Origin of the sequence: Pseudaquabacterium inlustre (genome assembly GCF_038066595.1) — a bacterium.
In the GTDB taxonomy this organism is placed as follows: domain Bacteria; phylum Pseudomonadota; class Gammaproteobacteria; order Burkholderiales; family Burkholderiaceae_C; genus Pseudaquabacterium; species Pseudaquabacterium inlustre.
Map to the genome: position 1 here is coordinate 277,237 of NZ_JBBUTH010000008.1, position 19,288 is coordinate 296,524.

General features: G+C 69.7%; 12 protein-coding genes. 1 reads left to right on the forward strand and 11 read right to left on the reverse strand.

Translation table 11 applies throughout. The features are described 5' to 3' along the window. Positions 1-105 precede the first annotated feature (105 nt). From queA to AACH10_RS15840, 9 genes are all read right to left on the reverse strand, one after another. Complete coding sequence (gene queA, locus AACH10_RS15800) at positions 106-1,176, reverse strand: tRNA preQ1(34) S-adenosylmethionine ribosyltransferase-isomerase QueA (protein WP_341411414.1); 1,071 nt, start codon at positions 1,174-1,176, stop codon at positions 106-108. Positions 1,177-1,340: 164 nt separating this feature from the next. Beyond that, on the reverse strand, positions 1,341-3,044 hold the full coding sequence (locus tag AACH10_RS15805) for a diguanylate cyclase domain-containing protein (protein ID WP_341411416.1): 1,704 nt from the start codon (positions 3,042-3,044) through the stop codon (positions 1,341-1,343). Between the two features lie 30 nt (positions 3,045-3,074). Beyond that, positions 3,075-5,585: a penicillin-binding protein 1A gene (locus AACH10_RS15810; protein WP_423228615.1), complete on the reverse strand. Its 2,511-nt coding sequence runs from the start codon at positions 5,583-5,585 to the stop codon at positions 3,075-3,077. A gap of 67 nt (positions 5,586-5,652) precedes the next feature. Then, positions 5,653-8,862 (reverse strand): type I restriction endonuclease subunit R, encoded by a 3,210-nt coding sequence (locus AACH10_RS15815; RefSeq protein WP_341411418.1) that lies wholly within the window; start codon positions 8,860-8,862, stop codon positions 5,653-5,655. Continuing rightward, entirely contained in the window at positions 8,859-10,010 is a 1,152-nt protein-coding gene (locus AACH10_RS15820) for a Fic family protein (protein WP_341411419.1), read from the reverse strand. The genes AACH10_RS15815 and AACH10_RS15820 overlap by 4 nt, the downstream gene beginning before the upstream one ends. 100 nt (positions 10,011-10,110) lie before the next feature. Further along, entirely contained in the window at positions 10,111-10,659 is a 549-nt protein-coding gene (locus AACH10_RS15825) for a DUF4276 family protein (RefSeq protein WP_341411420.1), read from the reverse strand. A gap of 38 nt (positions 10,660-10,697) precedes the next feature. Then, positions 10,698-11,882 (reverse strand): AAA family ATPase, encoded by a 1,185-nt coding sequence (locus AACH10_RS15830; RefSeq protein WP_341411421.1) that lies wholly within the window; start codon positions 11,880-11,882, stop codon positions 10,698-10,700. Further along, entirely contained in the window at positions 11,872-13,065 is a 1,194-nt protein-coding gene (locus AACH10_RS15835) for a restriction endonuclease subunit S (protein ID WP_423228620.1), read from the reverse strand. The genes AACH10_RS15830 and AACH10_RS15835 overlap by 11 nt, the downstream gene beginning before the upstream one ends. 76 nt (positions 13,066-13,141) lie before the next feature. Beyond that, positions 13,142-14,695 (reverse strand): class I SAM-dependent DNA methyltransferase, encoded by a 1,554-nt coding sequence (locus tag AACH10_RS15840; RefSeq protein ID WP_341411423.1) that lies wholly within the window; start codon positions 14,693-14,695, stop codon positions 13,142-13,144. Positions 14,696-14,824: 129 nt separating this feature from the next. On the opposite strand from AACH10_RS15840, the gene recG reads away from it, so the two are divergent. Next, positions 14,825-16,966 carry an ATP-dependent DNA helicase RecG gene (gene recG, locus AACH10_RS15845; RefSeq protein WP_341411424.1) on the forward strand — a complete coding sequence of 714 codons (2,142 nt, stop codon included), beginning with the start codon at positions 14,825-14,827 and terminating at the stop codon, positions 16,964-16,966. A 4-nt stretch (positions 16,967-16,970) separates the two neighbouring features. On the opposite strand, the gene AACH10_RS15850 is transcribed toward recG, so the two are convergent. Both AACH10_RS15850 and AACH10_RS15855 read right to left on the reverse strand, forming a co-directional pair. Next, positions 16,971-17,843 (reverse strand): hypothetical protein, encoded by an 873-nt coding sequence (locus tag AACH10_RS15850; protein ID WP_341411425.1) that lies wholly within the window; start codon positions 17,841-17,843, stop codon positions 16,971-16,973. A 470-nt stretch (positions 17,844-18,313) separates the two neighbouring features. After that, a complete protein-coding gene (locus AACH10_RS15855) occupies positions 18,314-19,282 on the reverse strand; it encodes a 2-hydroxyacid dehydrogenase (protein WP_341411426.1) in 969 nt (322 codons plus the stop codon). Between the last annotated feature and the right edge of the window lie 6 nt (positions 19,283-19,288).

Below are 19,288 nucleotides of genomic sequence, written 5' to 3' on the forward strand. Positions count from 1 at the left end.
AGTAGGACGGTCCGTGGAGCCGGACCGTCGGGGAGCTCGATTGTTGTGAAGGGATTTCTAAATTGCTTCGTCCGTTTGGCCGATGATTGCCGGATTGTTTCCAGGTTACAACAGCGGGCCCGTGCGGCGGTCGAGCAGCATCGCGTCGCCGTAGCTGAAGAAGCGGTAGCGCGACTCGATGGCGTGGCGGTACAGCGCCCGCACATGCTCGTGGCCGGCAAAGGCGCTGACCAGCATCAGCAGCGTGCTCTTGGGCAGGTGGAAGTTGGTGACCAGGCGGTCGACCACGCGGAAGTGGAACCCGGGCGTGATGAACAGCGTGGTCTCGCGCGCGCCGGGCTGCAGCGTGGCGTGCCCGGCCTGGGCGCTGGCCAGCGCGGCCGATTCCAGCGCGCGCAGCGCCGTGGTGCCGGCCGCCACCACGCGGCCGCCCCGCGCACGCGCCGCGGCGATGTCGGCCACCGCCTGGGCGCCCACCTCGTACCACTCGCTGTGCATCTTGTGCTCGGCCAGGTTGTCGCCGCGCACCGGCTGGAAGGTGCCGGCACCCACATGCAGCGTGATGCGCGTGCTGAGCACGCCGCGCGCGGCCAGCGCGTCGAGCACGCCCTGGTCGAAGTGCAGGCTGGCGGTGGGCGCAGCCACGGCGCCGGGCTTGCTGGCGAACACGGTCTGGTAACGCTGCACATCCTCGGCGCCGTCACCATGGGTGATGTAGGGCGGCAGCGGCACGTGGCCATGGGCTTCCAGCAGCGCCAGCGGGTCGGCCGGCAGGCGCAGGTGGAACAGCGCGTCGTCGGGCCCGCAGCGGCCCAGCACCTCGGCCTCGAAGGCGCCGCGGGCAAAGCTCACGTAGCTGCCCGGCTTGGGCGACTTGCTGGCGCGCAGATGGGCCCAGACCTCGTGGTTCGGCAGCACGCGCTCGACCAGGGCCTCGACCGCGCCGCCGGTGGACTTCTCGCCGTGCAGCCGGGCCTTGATGACGCGCGTGTCGTTGAACACGACCAGGTCGCCCGGCGACAGCAGCGACGGCAGCTCGCGGAACACCCGGTCGACCGGCGGGCCGTCGCCGCGGCCGTCGAGCAGGCGCGAGGCGCTGCGTTCAGCCGCCGGATGCTGGGCGATCAGCTCGGGCGGCAGCGGGAAATCGAAATCGGCAACGGTGTAGGTGCGCATGTCAGTACCGCCCGGCCGTCCGAAGGTACTGACACACCCCCTCGGGGGGCAGCGAGCGAAGTGAGCGTGGGGGCTGGTTCATGTCTGTCAGGCTGTACCGGCCTGAGGAGTCGATTCGGGGCCGGATTGTTCCATGCACGCACCCGGCATGCGGCAGCGCAGGGTCACTTGCGCCGGTACATGTCCTCGTCGGCGCGGCGGATCAGCGAGTCGGCGCGGCGCGCGTCGTCGGGGTAGAGCGCCAGGCCCACGGCGGCGCCGGCGGGCTCGGTGTCGCGCCCGGCCAGGGTCTGCAGCGGCTCGCGCAGGCGTGCGTCCACCAGCGCGCGCAGGCGCTCGGCGTCGGCGCGGTCGGCCACGCTGTCCAGCACCACCAGGAACTCGTCGCCGGCGTAGCGCGCCACGTCGTCGCCGGGGCGCACGGCCTCGCGCAGGCGGCGCGCCAGCTCCTGCAACACCTGGTCGCCCACCTCATGGCCGTGGCGGTCGTTGATCTGCTTGAAGCGGTTCAGGTCGACGAACAGCACCGCGAACGGACGCACGTCGCCGCTGCGCCGGCACTGCTGCAGGCGCTCGTCGAGGCGGCGGGTGACGGCCTCGCGGTTGGCCAGGCCGGTCAGCGGGTCGGTCATCAGCCGGCGCTGCATGGTGACGAAGCTGCGCGCCAGCTCGCCGATCTCGTCGCGCCGGCCGATGGCCTGCGGCAGCTCGGCATGGCCTTCACCGAAGCGCCGGGCCACGCGCGCCAGGCCGGCCAGGTCACGCGACACCACGCCCAGCACGCCCAGCCCGATGGCCAGCACCGCCAGCGCGGCGCCACCGGCCAGCAGCATGGTGGTGCGGAAGTTGTCGCTCACGCGGTGCAGGAAGTCACTGCGCGGCACGGCCACCAGGATCACCCAGTCCAGGCCGGCGTTGTCGCGCATGCGCGCATGGGCCACCTGCACCGGCTGGCCGTCGGGGCCGTCGAACACGTCGGTGCGCGGCAGCTGGCCGCTGTGGCGCTCCAGCAGCGCCTGGTAGGCCTTGTAGGTCTCGCGCACCAGCGGGTTCTCGTGCTCGGCGGCGTTCAGCCGGGCATTGCCGCCATCGGCCTGGCGCTTGAGGTGCGCGCCGCGCGACACGCCGATCAGGTTGCCGTCGCGCTCGACCACGAAGGCCAGGCCGTTGGCGCTGAGCGGCAGGCCGCGCAGGAACTCGTTGACGCGCTGCAGCGACAGGTCGGTGGCCACCACGCCGCGGAACTCGCCCGCGGCATCGCCGACCCGGCGCGCCCGCGTGGCCACCAGCTCGGCGGTCTTGAAGTCGATGTAGATCGAGGTCCAGGCGTGCAGCGCGCTGCTGTGCGCCACCTTGAACCAGGGCCGCTCGCGCGGCTCGAAGATGCGCTGCTCGACCACCGCCTCGCCCAGCGCCCCGTGCATGCCGCTGAAGCGCAGGATGCTGCGCGGCCCGCTGCCGGCCAGGCGCAGGCGCAGCTCGGCGTCGTCCTGGCCGTGGCGCCACAGGCCGAAGAAGTGGCCGTCGATGTCGCCGTAGTAGGCATAGTTGTTCGGGTCGCGGTGCACCGAGGTGGCCAGCCAGAAGCGCGTGCGCAGCGCATCCATGCCCTGCGCCACCGTGGGCGGCGCGGCCACGCCCTTCGGGAAGGCCGTCTCCAGCACCGCGGCCGAGCCGGCCACGTGGCGGTCCACGGCCTGGGTGATGCGGTTCACCGTCTCGGTCAGCAGCAGGTCGGACAGCGTGTCCACCGCCTGCTGGCCGGCGTTGTACGACAGCGCGCCGATGCTGCCGGTCAGCAGCAGCACCAGCGCGATGTAGGGCAGCGTCAGCATCTGAGGCAGCGTGAGTCGGGCTAGCAGGTGCATGGGTCAGGTACTGCCGGAACAGCCGCAGGATCAGCGCGGCACGGCGCTGGCCGCCGGGCCCGGCGTGGCGCCGGCGGTGGGCACCGCCGCAGCGGCCGGCACGGCGCCCGAGGCGGCGCTGGCCGCGCCCTCGGCGCCCTGGGCCGCGCCGTCCAGCCCGATGGCGGGCACGAAGGCACCGTCGGCATAGCGCCAGTCACCGCCCTCCTCGCGCACCAGGCCCTCGGCCGGCGCCGGCAGCGGCGCGGCGGGCGGCACGCCGTCCAGCGCGCGGGCCATGTGCTCGATCCAGATCGGCAGCGCCAGGCCGCCGCCGGACTCGCGCGCGCCCAGGCTGCGCGGCGTGTCGTGGCCCATCCACACCACCGTGACCAGGCCGCGCTGCACGCCGTCGGCGCCCACGCCGGCCTGGAAGCCGGCGAACCAGGCGTCCACTGCGTCGTTGGTGGTGCCGGTCTTGCCGTACAGGTCGCCACGGCCCAGCTGGGCCTGGGCGCGCGCGGCGGTGCCGTAGCGCGCCACGTCGTTGAGCATGCTGTTGACCAGGAACACGTTGCGCGCCGGCACCGCGCGCTGGGCTTCGTCCGGGGCCGCCGGCGGCGGGGCCTGGAACAGCAGCTTGCCCTGGGCGTCGGTGATCTTCTCGATGACCACCGGGCTCACCGCCCAGCCGCCATTGGCCAGCACCGCATAGCCTTGCGCCAGCTGCAGCGGCGTGACGCTGCCGGCGCCCAGCGCCAGCGTCAGGTCGCTCGGCTGGCGCGCGGCCTCGAAGCCGTAGCGCCGCACCCAGGCCAGCGCCGGCGGAATGCCCACCTGTTGCAGCACGCGGATCGACACCAGGTTCTTCGAGCGCGTCAGCGCCTGGCGCAGCGTCATCGGGCCGTCGAAGTTGCCGTCGCTGTTCTGCGGCGCCCAGCCGTCGGCGAAGGTCAGCGGCGCGTCGTTGACCAGCGTGCCGGGCATCACGCCATCTTCCAGCGCGGCCGAGTACAGGAAGGGCTTGAACGACGAACCCGGCTGCCGCCAGGCCTGCGTGACATGGTTGAAGGGCTGCTGCTGGAAGTCGAAGCCACCCACCAGCGCACGCACGCGGCCGCTGTTGGCGTCCATCGACACCAGGGCCGCCTCCACCTCGGGCCATTGCGTGATGGCCCACGGGCCCGGCTCGCCGCCCTTGTCACCGTTCTTGCCGGGGGTCTGCATCACGCGGATCACCGCGCCGCGGCGGATGGCCAGCTCGTCGCTGGCCCGGGGCGCCAGGCCCGGCGCGGCGCGGCGCAGGCCGTCGCCGGTGATGCGCACCCGCTCGCCGTTGGCCAGCAGCACCTGCACCTCGCGCGGGCTGGCCGACAGCACCACGGCGGCGCGCAGCACCTCGTCGTCGCGCACGTCCTTCAGCGCCTGGGCGGCGGCCTGCTCCAGCTCGGCGCTGCCGTCGGCCGGCAGCTCGGCCTCGTCTTCCGGGCCGCGCCAGGGCTGGCGCTGGTCATGCGCCATCACGCCGCGGCGCACGGCGGCCCAGGCGGCCTGCTGATCGGCGGCGCGCAGCGCGGTGACCACGCGCAGGCCCTGCGAATAGGCCTCGGTGCCGAAACGCTCCACCACCGTGCGGCGCACCATCTCGGCGACGTACTCGGCATGCAGCACCCCGTCGCGCGCCTTGCCGATGGCCAGCGCCTGGGCCTTGGCCGCCGCCTGCTGCTCGGGCGTGATGTCGCCGGTGGCCACCATGCGCGCCAGCACGATGCGCTGGCGGTTGGTGGCGCGCTCGAGGTTGGTGATCGGGTTGGCGAAGCCGGGGTTCTGCGGCAGGCCGGCCAGCATCGCGCACTCGGCCAGGTTCAGCTGCGCCAGCGGCTTGCCGAAGTAGGTGTCGGCCGCGGCACCGAAGCCGTAGGCGCGCTGGCCCAGGTAGATCTGGTTCAGGTACAGCTCGAGGATCTTGTCCTTGGACAGGTTGCGCTCGATGCGCAGCGCCAGCAGCGCCTCCTTGATCTTGCGCTCGGGCGTGAAGCGTTGCGACAAGAAGAAGGTGCGCGCCACCTGCTGCGTGATGGTGGACGCGCCCTGGCGCAGGCCGCCGGTCAGCTGGGCCGCGATGGCGCGGGCCACGCCCAGCCAGTCGATGCCGCCGTGGCTGTAGAAGCGTGCGTCCTCGGTGGCCAGCACGGCCTTGACCAGCATCGGCGGCATCTGCTCGATGGGCACGAACTGCCGCCGCTCGCTGCCGAAGGCCGCGATCTCCACGCCATCGGCCGTGAACACCTGCAGCGGCTGGCGCGGCTGGTAGGTGGTGACCGGGTCCAGCGAGGGCAGTTGCGGCAGGTACCACAGCACCGCAGCGCCCAGCGCCAATGCGCCGGCAGCCACCGTGGCGCCGGCGACGATGAGGGCGCGGCGCAGCCAGGGGCGAATCAGGAGGGGCGGATGCGACGAAGCGGGCGCGGCAGGTTCGGTCGTCAAGGCAGGCCGGGGCGGTGGGCCGAACTGGCCCGGGAGCCGGATTATCGGCAGGGCGACGGGGGGCCAGGCAGGCATGTGCGTCCGGCCGTGCCAACAGGGGCAGCTGGTTTGCCCGGCTCCGAGTCCATCCCCTTGCCTGACACTATGCCCAGGCCTCCCCCAAGGCCTTCGCCTGCTGCAACACCAGTTCCACCGCCGCCTCCTGCTGATCCGGCGGGTACTTGTACTTGCGCAGGATACGTTTGACCATCAGCCGCAGCTTGGCCTGCACACTTTCGCGGGCCGACCAGTCGACGGTCAGGTTCTTGCGCAGGCTCTCGGCCAGTTCGTGAGCGATCTTCTTCAGCGTCTCATCGGTCAGCTCACGCACTGCCGATTCGTTGTTGGCCAGCGCGTCGTAGAAGCGTACCTCGTCCTCGTTCAGGCCCAGTTGCTCGCCGCGCGACGCTGCCTCGCGGAATTTCTTGGCCATCTCCACCAGCTCTTCCATCACCTGCGCGGCTTCAATGGATCGGTTCTGGTAGCGCAGCACCACGTGGGCCAGCATGTCGGAGAACTTCTTGCTCTGCACCACGTTGCTGGCGAAGCGTGACTTGATCTCGCCTTCGAGCAGGCGCTCCAGCAGTTCGACGGCCAGATTGCGCTCGGGCAGGCTGCGCACCTCGGCCAGGAAGGCGTCGTCGAGGATGCCGATGTTGGGCTTGTCCAGGCCCACGGCGTCGAAGATGTCGACCACCTCTTCGGAGACCACGGCCGAGCTGATGATCTGCCGGATCGCCAGTTCGCGCTCCTCGTCCGTCTTCTTCTGCGCCGTGATCTCGCGCTTCGTCAGGATCACCTTCACAGCCTGGAAGAAGGCCACCTCCTCGCGCACGGCCTTGGCCTCGTCGAGCGTGCAGCACAGCGTGAAGGCCTTGCTCATCGCCAGCGCCAGGTCGGCGAAGCGCTTCTTGCCGTCTTTCAGGCCCAAGACGTAGTTCGCCGCGCCAGCCAGTGTCTTGTGTCCGCCTGTCAGGAAGTCGCTGTAGTCGAAGCCATACCCGTTCGTGCCGGCGAGCATGCCGCGCAGCGCGTCCAGCTTCTCGGCCAGCACGCTGTAGGCCTTGTGCGCGTCCACCGTCGGCCGGCCGCGGCCTTGAGCGGCGGTGTACTCCTTCAGCGCCGACTTCAGCTCGTTGGCGATGCCAATGTAGTCCACCACCAGCCCACCCTGCTTGTCCTTGAACACGCGGTTCACGCGCGCAATGGCCTGCATGAGGTTGTGGCCCTTCATCGGCTTGTCGACGTAGAGCGTGTGCACGCAGGGCGCGTCGAAGCCGGTGAGCCACATGTCGCGAACGATCACCATGCGCAGCGGGTCGGCCGGGTTCTTGAAGCGCTTCTCCAGCCGCTTCTTGACCTGAGCGCTGTAGATGTGGGGCCGCAGCAGCGCCTTGTCGCTGGCCGAGCCCGTCATCACGATCTTGATCGCGCCTTGTTCGGGGTCGGCGCTGTGCCAGTCGGGCCGCAGCTTGATGATCTCGTCGTAGAGGTGCACGCAGATCTCGCGGCTCATAGCCACCACCATGGCCTTGCCGGTCTGCGCCTGGTTGCGCTCCTCGAAGTGCGCCACCAGGTCGGCCGCCACCTGGGCGATGCGCGGCGCGGCGCCCACCACCTTCTCCAGCGCCGCCCAGCGACTCTTCAGCTTCGCCTGCTGACTCTCTTCCTCGTCTTCGGCCAGCTCATCGACTTCGTCGTCGATGGTGGCCATCTCATCGGCCTTGAGGCCCAGCTTGGCGAGCCGGCTCTCGTAGTAGATGGCCACGGTGGCGCCATCTTCCTTGGCCTGCTGCATGTCGTAGACGCTGATGTAGTCGCCGAACACCGCCCGCGTGTCGCGGTCTTCACCTGACACCGGCGTGCCCGTGAAGGCCACGAAGGTGGCGTTGGGCAGCGCGTCGCGCAGATGCTGCGCATAGCCCACCTGGTACTTCGCGGTCGGCGCGAACTCGGCCCGGTGCGCGGCCGGCTGGCCATCGCCCGTGGTCAGCGCGCTCGATGCCTTGGGCGGCGACTTCGGCGTCTTCAGCTTGGCCTCGAAGCCGTACTGCGTGCGGTGCGCCTCGTCGGCCATCACGACGATGTTATGGCGGGCAGAGAGCAGCGGGAACGTGTCCTCGTCCTCGCCCGGCATGAACTTTTGGACGGTGGCGAACACGATGCCGCCGCTCGGGCGGTTGCCGAGCAACGCGCGCAGTTCCTGCCGCGTATTCGCCTGCACCGGCTGCTCACGCAACAGATCCTGCGCCAGGCTGAACACGCCGAAGAGCTGGCCGTCCAGATCGTTGCGATCGGTGATCACGACGATGGTAGGGTTCTCCATCGCCGGCTCCTGCATCACGCGCGCCGCAAAGCAGGTCATCGTGATGCTCTTGCCGCTGCCCTGGGTGTGCCAGACCACACCACCCTTGCCGCGAAGCCGTGCATCACTGTTCGGGTGCGAGGCGGTCACCACCTGCGCAATGGCCGCGCGCACCGCGTGGAACTGGTGATAGCCGGCGATCTTCTTGACGAGTTGGCCGCCATTGCCCAGCTCATCCTCGAAGAGCACGAAGTAGCGCAGGTAGTCGAGCAGGTAGGCCGGCGCCAGCGCGCCTCGCACCAGCGTCTGCAGCTCATGGAACTTGCCCAGCGGGTCGAGCGTGTTGCCGTCGATCGTGCGCCAGGCCATGAAGCGCTCGCTGTCGGCCGAGAGCGAGCCGAGCAGCGCCTGGCTGCCATCAGACACCACCAGCACCTCGTTGGTCTGGAAGATGTCCGGGGTCTGCGCCTTGTAGGTCTGGATCTGGTGGAAGGCCTTCCACACATCGGCGTTCAGGTCGGCCGGGTTCTTCAGTTCGATCAACACCAGCGGCAGGCCGTTGACGAACAGCACGATGTCGGGCCGGCGCGTGTGGTGCGGCCCGGTGATGGAGAACTGGTTGACGGCGAGCCAGTCATTGCGCGCTGGTTGTGTGGGGTCTTCGGCCCAGTCGACCAAACGCACAAAGTCGCCGCGCGTTTCGCCGTCCTGCTGGTATTGCACCGGCACACCGCCCACCAGCAGCCGGTGGAAATGGCGATTGGCGGCCAGCAGCACCGGGGTGCCCAGGTCCAGCACCTGGCGGATGGCGTCCTCACGTGCCGTGGCTGGCACGGTTGGGTTCAGCCGGGCCACCGCAGCGCGCAAGCGCCCCAGCAGCAGCACCTGGCGGTGGTTGTCGCGCTCGGGGGCATCGCCATCGGGCGCGATGTCGGGCCCATAGCGGTGCTGCCAGCCCACATCGGCCAGCCATGCCAGGCACTCCTGTTCGAGCCGGTCCTCCGTCATGGGCTCCCTGCCAGCAATTCGACATAGGCAGCGTAGCTGAACAGGCGATTCTTCTTCTGTCCGGTCAGCTCGCTCAACATCCCCAGGTCCTGCAGCAGCTTCACCGCCGCAGTGGCCGTGGGGAAGGTGGTGTCCAGCTTCTGCCGCGCCTGTTCGATGGTGAAGCGCGGCATCAACGGCAGCAGTTCGAAGAGGCGCAGAGCAACCGCACCCACGCGGGGAGCAGCCAGCAGGCGCTTACGGTCGGCATTGATCAGGCTCGCCATCGCGACGATGCCGCGCTCGGCGTCGGTGGCGGCGGCTTCAACGCCATCGAGGAAGAAGCCGACCCAGCCTTCCCAGTCGCCTTCGGTGCGAACCGCCGACAGGCGCCGGTAGTACTCGGCCTGGTGCTGCTTGAGGTATCCGCTCAGATAGACCAGCGGCTCGGGCAGCAGGCCCCACTGCTCCAGCAGCGCCGCGATCAGCAAGCGGCCGATGCGCCCGTTGCCGTCGAGGAAGGGGTGGATGGTCTCGAACTGCACGTGCACCAGGGCCACGCGCACGAGGGGCGGCAGCTCTGGCGCAGGGTCATGGATGAAGCGCTCCAGGTCGGCCAGCAGCCCTGGCACCTGGTCTGGCGGCGGCGGCACGAACGCGGCCCGCCCGGGCCGCGCGCCGCCGATCCAGTTCTGTGAGCACCGCAACTCGCCCGGCTGCTTGCCGGCGCCGCGTGCGCCATCGAGCAGCAGGCGGTGGGCGTTGCACAGCAAGCGCACCGAGATCGGCAGGCCGTCCTCGCTGCGCAGGTTGTCGCGCACGAGGCGGAACGCCCGCAGATAGTTGGTCACCTCTTCGACATCGGCCGTGTTGGCCAGCATCTGGCCGGCCTCGTCGTCGAACAGGTCGGTCAGCGTGGCCTGGGTGCCCTCGATCTGCGAGGTGAGCAGCGCCTCCTTGCGGATGGCGCTGTAGAGCAGCCAGTCGACCGATGGCACCAGGCCAGCCACGCCACCCAGCCGGGCCAAGGCCATCTCGGCGCGGTGGTTGGTGGCCGTGTAGCTGTCAGCCGCCAGCGGCGGGTCGGCCGGCGGCAGCGCATGGGGCACGAACGCCTGCACCGCCTCGCCCAGCGTGGTGGTGGTGATGGTGGTGCCGGTGGTGCGCATCGTATGAAAGCTGGCTTGAGCAGCCGGTCTTCATAGTAAAGCGTTCTTTAATTTATAGGAAGCCGGCGATAGCAGGCTTGTAGAGGCCCGGCCTGTGCGATCAGGCCGATTGCCACCCCATCTCCGCCGCCACCCTGCGAACGCCGGCCAAGAAGACCTGAAAGCTTCGGGACCGGTTGTCCCCGGCGTCTCTCAACGTCTGCCCCATCCGTTGCGATGCCTGCCCCTTCTGGAAGGTTGGCAGCATGCGCTGCACCTCCACCGAAGGCTTGGCCCATGCATCGGGATCGGCGAAGCGCTTGCGTACCGCAGGAGCGCAGACGCGCGGATCGTCGTAGGCCTGCGCCAGCGCGTCGAGATCGCCCAGGTACCAGCCTTCCAGTTCCTGGCACACGAGCCGAATCAACGTGTCGGCGCGTCCGCTGTCCACGCAAAGCTTGGTCAGCCTCGCCTTCACATCCTGACAAGCGGCGGAGTCGTTGTCCCGCAGCACGACGAATCGGTCGCCGGGGATGCGCCAAGCGGCCAACTTGCGGGGCACGCTTCGGTCCAGATCGCTCTTGCCCTCGTGCGGCACACACAGAAAGTGCTGTCCCGCCACCCAGCCGGGCATCAGCCTCGGCAACAAGCCGTCGAGCAAGTGCTTCATCGACGGCTCTTCCAGCAGGAAGACGAGCCGCCCCTGCATCAGTTGACGCCCTCGAACAGACCCTGCTTCCACAGATAGCCCGGCAGGTCACCCGCTTCGAACAACGCGCGCAGGTTCTCGGAGGCAGCGGCGCAACGCACCGTGGTGAAACCCCCGTCCTTGCGCAGGCAGAAGATCTCTTCGAGCGTCAGCGCATTCAGGAAGTCCGGCGAGTGGCTGGAGATGAACACCTGGCCACCACGTCGCGAGTAATCGCGAAACTCTTCGGCCAACTGCGGCAGCAACTCTGGATAGAGCTGGTTCTCAGGCTCTTCCACGGCCAGGAGCGGATACGGCTTGGGGTCGTTCAACAGCACCAGGTAGGCAAACATCTTGATCGTGCCGTCCGAGACATGCCGCGCGATGAAGGGGTCCTTGAAGCTGCCGTCCTGGAAGCGCAGCACCAGCCGCCCATCCTCGGTCTGCCGCGGCTCGACCACCGACACGCCAGGCACACGCTGCCGCATCGCTTCCAAGATGCGGTCGAACGCAGGCCGGTGATGCTCGAAAAGGTAGTTGGCCACCAGCGGCAGGTTGTCGCCGCGCGTTGACAGGTGCTCCGCGAAGCCATCTTCCTGGCTCGGTCGGGCGTCGGAGACGTGGAAGTCCGAGATGTGCCAGTTCTCGATCATCAAGCGGAACGCACTGGCCGCCTTGAATCGCTCGAACTGGCCGAGGCCCTTGATGGCCAGGATGTCGGGCGCGTCCAGTTCCTGCTCTTCGCGCAGCAGGGCCTCGTCGATCTTTGAGAAGTCCTCTTCGTTGGTGATCGCGTAGCCGCGGCCGTTCGCGAAATCGAGGAAGTGGAAGGGCTTGCCGTTGGCGCCGCGCTTGTAGCGCAGCACCTCGCGCGCCACCACGGCGCGCCCGGTGGCGTCGGGCGCGATCCTCAGGATGTAGGTCACCAGGCGCTCGTAGCCGGTGATCTCCAGGCGGAACTGCAGCGTCAACTCGATCGGCTGATCCGCGAATCCTCGGCTGGCCAGTTCCTTGTAGCCGCCGCGCTTGGACACCGCCTTGCCGACGTTCATGGCCAGCGCGTCCTTCAAGAAGGAGAACACGTCGAACAGCGTGCTCTTGCCCGTGCCGTTGGCGCCCACGAGCACGCACAGCCGCGGGATGTTCTGCAGTTTCGTATCGCGGAACAGGCGGTAGTTCTTGATCTCGATGGATTCAATCTGCATGGGTGGCCTCGGCGATGGCCTCTTCGGCTTGGGGCAAGCGTAGCTGACCGGAGATCAGGCGGGGCAGGAGAGTGTCGCGCACCTCAGCGAGCGACTGCGCTTGCAGTTCCAACGCCCTACGTCGCTGGTGCAATGGGAGCGCCACCGCCTCGTAGGCCGCAACGCAGTGCTCAGGTGGCAAGACGTAGGGCAAACCGTGGATGTGGTTCCGATTCAGGGTCGGGACGGCGGAACCGGCATTGAAGGCCTTGAAGTCCAAGCGGCGCAGCGTCTCGTACGCGAAGCAGGGCGACGCTCGCCGGAACTCCTTCACCCACAGCGTCGTATTGAGCGGCCAGTAGTCGCCCAGTTCGAGGAACACTCGCCCGAGGACACCCGAGCGCCCAGTGACGACGCCAGGACCCTTTGCCATCGCCTCGTCGTGCGTGCCTGATAGCCCACTGGCAGCGATGATCGGAAATGCGCCCGAACGACGGTCTTGAGCAGGCAGGTCGAACCCACGCTGCAGGACGAGCAGGTCCTCCAGCTTGCCGACCGACCATCCCCAGGGAACCGGTCCCAGCGCCGACTCCTCGAACCCCTCCGGGAACAAGGCTGCCGTGGCTTCGTCCATGCCGGCCGGGGCGAGGCCTTGGCTCTTGGCGCGAACGGGATCGAAGTCGACGAACCACGACTTGAACAGCGCCTGCGCGATGGCTTCGAGGGTGGTGTTGGTTTCGCGCAGGAGGGCGATGCGGTCGTCGAGGGCTCGCAGAACCGCCGCAATCTTTCGTTGCTCGCCGATTGGCGGCACCGCCAGTTTGATTTGCCGAAGTGATGTAAGCGGCTGACCGATACCCGGCGTGCCTACCTGCGAAGAGTTCTTGAGAAGCTCGAAGCGCCCAACCGTTGACTTGAAGAAGTAGTAGATGAAGTCCGGTCTTGCGCGGTCAACATCGCAAGTCAGCTTCATAAGGCTTGAGGACAGAACGTACCTCTCGCCATCGTCCGGGACGATTCCGACTTCGCCTATTGCGCCACGATGAGGGAAGACAAGGTCATTCGGCGACAGGTTTGCCGAGTTGAGTTCTGCAGCTTTCTCCGGCGTGATGAAAACGAACTCACCCGAGAATGATCGACCGCCAGTCAAGTTGGTGCCTCGGACAACGCGAACGCCTGCGTCAACGTAGCAGTCGCTCTTCATCCGCGAGCCAAATGGACCGATCGAAATGCTTCCCGCTCCCGGGGCCTTGATCTCGTCGATCGAGACCACGGGCCACTCAGAACTCATACCCGAGCCCCCCGAGCTTCCGCCGAATCACGTCATCCAGTTCCGCCCCCTTCGCCATCTGCTCCCCGAGCTTCTCGGTCAACGCCTGCATCTTGGCCTCGAAGCCCTCGCCATCGTCCTCTACCGCTTCAGCGCCCACGTAGCGCCCCGGCGTCAGCACATGCCCGTGTTCGGCAATCTCGGCGAGCTTCACGCTGCGGCAGTAGCCCGGCGTGTCAGCGTACTCACCCGCGCCCGCATCACCGCGCCACGCTGCCACCGTGCCCGCGATGCGCTCGATCACCTCGTCCTTCAGCTCGCACTGCACCCGGCTGATCATTGTGGCCAGCTTGCGCGCGTCGACGAACAGCACCTCGCCCCGGCGCTGCGGCTTGGTCCTGGCCAGGAACCACAGGCAGGCCGGGATCTGCGTGTTGAAGAACAGTTGCCCCGGCAGCGCGATCATCACCTCCACCACATCAGCGTCCACCATCGCCGCGCGGATCTGGCCTTCGTTGTTCTGGCTGCTGCTCATGCTGCCGTTGGCCAGCACGATGCCGGCACGGCCACCGGGCTTCAGGTGCCACAGCATGTGCTGCAGCCAGGCGTAGTTGGCGTTGCCTTGCGGCGGGTCGCCGTACTCCCAGCGCGCATCGCCACTCAGGCTGGCGTGCCACCAGTCGCTGATGTTGAACGGCGGGTTGGCCAGGATGAAATCGGCGCGCAGGTCGGGGAACTGGTTCTTGGTGAAGGTGTCGGCCGGCTCGCGGCCGAGGTTGAAGTCGATGCCGCGGATGGCCAGGTTCATCGCGGCCAGCCGCCAGGTGGTGGGGTTGGCCTCCTGCCCGAAGATGGCCACGTCGCCCAGCTTGCCGCCGTGGCTGACGATGAACTCCTCGCTCTGCACGAACATGCCGCCTGAGCCGCAGCACGGGTCGTACACCTTGCCGTGGTGCGGCGCCAGGACGGCCACCAGCGTCTTGACGATGCTGCGCGGCGTGTAGAACTGGCCGCCGCGCTTGCCCTCGGCGCTGGCAAACATGCCCAGGAAGTATTCGTACACCTGGCCCAGCACGTCGCGCGCTTCTGATGCGCTCTGGCCGAAGCCGATGGTGGAGATCAGATCCACCAGCTCGCCCAGCTTGCCGTCGGGCAACTGGGCACGGGCGAAGCGCTTGTCGAGGATGCCCTTGAGCTTGGGGTCCTCGGCCTCGATGAGACTTAAAGCGTCGTCGATGCGTTTGCCAATGTCCGTCTGCTTGGCCGCGGCGCGGATCGCCTCCCAGCGCGCTGCCTCGGGTACCCAGAAGACGTTGGCCTCGCGGTAGTAGTCGCGGTCTTCCAGCTCGGCTTCGATGTCGGCCGGCGCGGCGCTGTCGAGGTGGTATTCGTCGACCGGGTCGGCGAAGCGCGCCGCCAGTTCGGTGCGGCGGGCCTGGAAGGTGTCGGAGATGTACTTCAGGAAGATCAGGCCCAGCACCAGGTGCTTGTACTCGGCCGCGTCCATGTTGGCGCGCAGCTTGTCCGCGGTGGCCCAGAGGGTCTTCTTGATGTCGTCGATCATTCGGGCTCGTGTTCTTTGGCGGCCGCTGCGGGTGAACGGCGCGGCAGTCTAGCAACGCCCGGGGGCCGGCCCGGGCGTGCTTTCAAGCAACGCGACGGCGCCCAGCGCACCCGACGGCAGAATGCCCCCATGCCGTCGCCCGCTGCCAACGCCCCCGCTGCCCCGCGCGAAAAATCCGCGCCGCAGAAGGCGATGGAAAAGCTGGGCCTGCGCCGCGACATCGACCTGGCCCTGCACCTGCCGCTGCGCTACGAGGACGAGACGCGCATCACACCGATCGCCGCCGCGCGCGATGGCGATGCGGTGCAGGTGGAAGGCGTGATGCGCGACTGCCGCATCGAGCTGCGCCCGCGCCGCCAGCTGGTGGCCCGGCTGGCCGACGACAGCGGCGAGCTCACGCTGCGCTTCCTGAACTTCTACCCCAATCACCAGAAGACCCTGGCCGCCGGCCAGCGCGTGCGCGTGCGCGGCGAGGTGCGGCACGGCTTCTTCGGCCGCGAGATGGTGCACCCGCACTTCAAGGGCGTGGAACCCGGCGCGCCGCTGGCCCAGGCGCTGACGCCCGTCTACCCCACCAGCGCCCAGCTGCCGCAGGCCTACCTGCGCAAGGCCGTGGCCTCGGCACTGCACCGCGCGCCGCTGGACGAACTGCTGCCGCCCGGCACCGTGCCCACTGGCCTGCCGCCGCTGCGCGAGGCATTGATGCGCCTGCACCACCCGGCGCCGGGGCTGGCGCTGGCGGCGCTGGAAGACCGCAGCCACCCGGCCTGGCAGCGGCTGAAGTTCGAGGAGCTGCTGGCCCAGCAGCTCAGCCAGCTGATGGCCCGCGCGCAGCGCGGCGCCCAAGCCGCGCCGCGCCTGGTGGCCCAGCAGGGCGGCCTGGTCGACCGGCTGCTGGCGGTGCTGCCCTTCCAGCTGACCGGCGCGCAGCGCCGCGTGGTGGAAGAGATCGCCCAGGACCTGGCGCGCCCGCGCGAGCATGACGCCGCCGACGCCGCCGACGCCGCCGACGCCACCCACGCCACGCCGATGAACCGCCTGCTGCAGGGCGACGTGGGCTCGGGCAAGACCGTGGTGGCAGCGCTGGCCGCCGCCGTGGCCATCGACTGCGGCTGGCAATGCGCGCTGATGGCGCCCACCGAGATCCTGGCCGAGCAGCACTTCCGCAAGCTGGTGCAGTGGCTGGAGCCGCTGGGCATCGGCATCGCCTGGCTCACCGGCAGCCGCAAGGGCAAAGGCCGCAAGGAGATGCTGGCCCGCGTGGCCAGCGGCGAGGCCGGCCTGGTGGTGGGCACGCACGCCGTGATCCAGGACGACGTGCACTTCGCCCGCCTGGGCCTGGCCATCGTCGACGAGCAGCACCGCTTCGGCGTGGCCCAGCGCCTGGCGCTGCGCGAGAAGCTGCATGCCAGCAGCGGCGACGCCAGCGCGCCCGGCAGCGCGGTGCTGGAGCCGCACCTGCTGATGATGAGCGCCACGCCGATCCCGCGCACGCTGGCGATGACCTACTACGCCGATCTGGACGTGAGCACCATCGACGAACTGCCGCCCGGCCGCACGCCGGTGCTGACGAAAGTGTTCGCCGACGACAAGCGCGAGATGGTGGTGGCCAACATCGCCGCCGAGGTGGCCAAGGGGCGCCAGGTCTACTGGGTGTGCCCGCTGATCGAGGAGAGCGAGAAGCTCGACCTGGAGAACGCCACCGCCACGCACCAGCGCCTGGCCGACGCCCTGCCCGGACAGGCCGTGGGCCTGCTGCACGGGCGCATGCCGGCGGCCGAGAAGGCGGCCGTGATGGCGGAGTTCTCCGAAGGCCGCATGGCGGTGCTGGTGGCCACCACGGTGATCGAGGTGGGCGTGGACGTGCCCAACGCCAGCCTGATGGTGATCGAACATGCCGAGCGCTTCGGCCTCAGCCAGCTGCACCAGCTGCGCGGCCGCGTGGGCCGCGGCGCGGTGGCCAGCGTGTGCGTGCTGCTGTACCAGGGCCCGCTGTCACCCACCGGCAAGGACCGCCTGCGCGCCATGGCCGAGACCACCGACGGCTTCGAGATCGCCCGCCGCGACCTGGAGATCCGTGGCCCCGGCGAGTTCATGGGCGCGCGCCAGAGCGGCGACGCGCTGCTGCGCTTTGCCGACCTGAACGAGGACGCGCCGCTGCTGGCGCTGGCGCGCGAACAGGCGCCCCGGCTGCTGCGCCAGCACCCCACCGCGGCGCAGGCGCATGTGGCACGCTGGCTGGATTCACGGGCGGAGTTTTTGAAGGCCTGAGCGCTCAGTGCCGCGCCCGTCGCCGCGCGAGGCCTTTCTCGACTTCGCCCTGCTCGGCCACGCCGCGCAGCCGGCTGCGCCACTGTGCCACCGCGGTGCAGCCGTAAGGCTCGGCGGTCGCTGCGGGCCCGTCGGCGGCGGCCCCCTCGCGCGCAGCCTCCAGCGCAGCGGCCAGCGTCTGTCGACGCTGCGGCTCCCATCCCAGGCGTGTGCCCAGGCTCAAGCCCATCTGGCGCGTCAGCAGGTCGCGCCCGGCCGATGCCAGCAAGGCGGCCGTGGCGTCGCACACGGCGCGGCGGTTGGCATCTGCCTGGGCCACGGCGGCGGAGCACGTGGCCATCAGCGGCGCCCAGCTGGTCATCGGCCAGGCCATCTCGATGCCGATGGCGCGCGCCCCAGCCGCTGGCAGCAGGTAGGTCGGCAGGTCGTCGGGCCAGTGCCGGGCCATGAGCCACGGCAGTTCGCCGAAACCGCTGTCGGCGCTGCGCGACTGGGACAAGCCATGCAGCACCTCGTCGGTGGCGGCCGGCTCCTGCCCCCAGAGCGCCAGCCAGGCCAGCGCATTGCTGCGATCCACTTGCAGCCAGTGCCGGGCCGACAAGCCGGCGCAGGCAGCCGGCACGGCCTGGCCGGTGCAGCGGCGCAGCGCCTGTTGCAGCACCCAGGCATCGCCGGCACGGCGCGCCAGCTGTACCAGGCCCTGCAGCGCCGCTTCGCGCAAGGCAACGGCGCCCGGATCGGACACACCGGTCGCGTCCTGCGCCAGCGTCGGCCGGTCCAGCATCAGCAACCAGCCGGCGGCCTGGGCACGCGGCCCCGGTGCAGCGCGCAGGTGCTGGGTCAGCCGGGGCCAGGCCGCGTCCAGCCGCATCGTCACGGCCAGGTCAGCGGCATCGGGTGCCTCTGGCGCGCCCTCCGACCCTGCGGCATGCGAACCGTCACCCGGCTGGGCAGGCGATGCGGGCAGGTCCACCAACACGGCGCCCGCGCCGCACAGCGCCAGCGGTACCTGCCGCCGGGGCCCGGGCACCTGCGGCGACAGCCGCCAGACCTCGGGGGAGAGCGGGGCCGATGCCGTGCTGTCCGCGGTGGCCCCGAGCCCGACCCGCACTGCGCTGGCGGGTTGCGAGGCCGCTGCCGCATGCGTAGTCGAAGGGGATGCCAAGGTGCGCGGTGCCGGATCAGAAGCCCCAGGCGCAGGCTGCCCGGGGCCGGCCAGCCGCCAGCCCGCGCCAACGGCCAGCATCAGCAGCACCACGCCGACCCCGGCCGCCAGGCCGGCACGCGCTCGCCCCGCGCGCTTGGCCCGGCTCACCCAACCGGACACCGGATCAGCGGGCATCGGGCTCAGTACCCGGCAGCGCGCACCACCTCGTTGGCAATCGGCCGCCCCTGGTCCAGCGCGGCCAGGTTGGCGGCGGCGATGGCGGCCGCCGTGCGCGCATCGGTCTGCGCCGCGGCGTGCGGCAGCACCGTCACCTGCGGGTGCTGCCAGTAGCGGTGATCGGCCGGCAGCGGCTCGGTGGTGAACACGTCCAGCACGGCGTGGCCGATGTGGCCGGCATCGAGTGCGGCCAGCAGGTCGGCATCGACCACATGCGCGCCGCGCGCCAGGTTCACCAGGCCGGCGCCGCGCGGCAGGCGGGCCAGCAAGGCGGCGTCGATCAGGCCGCGGGTCTCGGGCGTCAGCGGCAGCAGGTTCACCAGCACCTGGGTGCCGGCCAGCGCGTGGTGCAGGGCCTCGGTGCCCTGCCGCACGGTCAGGCCGTCGAGTGCCTGCGAGGTCGCCGACGCGCCCTGACGCCGCCACACCGTCACCGGGTAGCCGTTGGCCGCCAGCCGGCGCGCCACCGTGCCGCCCATCTGGCCGGCGCCCAGCACCAGCACCGGCACCTCGTCGGCACGGCGCTGAGCATGCGGTTGCCAGCGGCCGGCGGCCTGGTGGCGGGCATAGGTGAAGAAGCCGCGGTGCAGCGCCAGCACGGCCCACAGCGCAGTCTCGGCCATGGCCTCGTTCATCATCGGGTCGACCATGCGCGCAATGGGCACGCCGGCCGGCAGCGTGGCATCGGCCAGCAGGCGGTCGACGCCAGCCCACAGGCTCTGGATCAGACACAGCTTCGGCAAACCCTGCAGGCTGCCGGGCGGCGGGTTGGCGACGATGGCGGCGGTGATGTGGTCGTCAGGCACCTCGCCGCGCGCGGTGAGCAGACGGTGGCCGCCGGGCAGGGCCTGGGCCAGCGCGGCGTTCAGGGCATGGACCCAGGCATCGAGTTCAGCCGCGTCGTCGAAGCTGCCGGCCAGAAGAATGTTCATGCGGTG

What these genes read in the sequence shown, in the direction of transcription:
- recG (WP_341411424.1), top strand. Translation starts at nt 14,825, where the DNA reads ATGCCGTCGCCCGCTGCCAACGCCCCCGCTGCCCCGCGCGAAAAATCC.
- AACH10_RS15815 (WP_341411418.1), bottom strand. Translation starts at nt 8,862, where the DNA reads ATGACGGAGGACCGGCTCGAACAGGAGTGCCTGGCATGGCTGGCCGAT.
- AACH10_RS15805 (WP_341411416.1), bottom strand. Translation starts at nt 3,044, where the DNA reads ATGCACCTGCTAGCCCGACTCACGCTGCCTCAGATGCTGACGCTGCCC.
- AACH10_RS15835 (WP_423228620.1), bottom strand. Translation starts at nt 13,065, where the DNA reads ATGAAGAGCGACTGCTACGTTGACGCAGGCGTTCGCGTTGTCCGAGGC.
- AACH10_RS15810 (WP_423228615.1), bottom strand. Translation starts at nt 5,585, where the DNA reads ATGCCTGCCTGGCCCCCCGTCGCCCTGCCGATAATCCGGCTCCCGGGC.
- queA (WP_341411414.1), bottom strand. Translation starts at nt 1,176, where the DNA reads ATGCGCACCTACACCGTTGCCGATTTCGATTTCCCGCTGCCGCCCGAG.
- AACH10_RS15825 (WP_341411420.1), bottom strand. Translation starts at nt 10,659, where the DNA reads ATGAAGCACTTGCTCGACGGCTTGTTGCCGAGGCTGATGCCCGGCTGG.
- AACH10_RS15840 (WP_341411423.1), bottom strand. Translation starts at nt 14,695, where the DNA reads ATGATCGACGACATCAAGAAGACCCTCTGGGCCACCGCGGACAAGCTG.
- AACH10_RS15830 (WP_341411421.1), bottom strand. Translation starts at nt 11,882, where the DNA reads ATGCAGATTGAATCCATCGAGATCAAGAACTACCGCCTGTTCCGCGAT.
- AACH10_RS15855 (WP_341411426.1), bottom strand. Translation starts at nt 19,282, where the DNA reads ATGAACATTCTTCTGGCCGGCAGCTTCGACGACGCGGCTGAACTCGAT.
- AACH10_RS15820 (WP_341411419.1), bottom strand. Translation starts at nt 10,010, where the DNA reads ATGCGCACCACCGGCACCACCATCACCACCACCACGCTGGGCGAGGCG.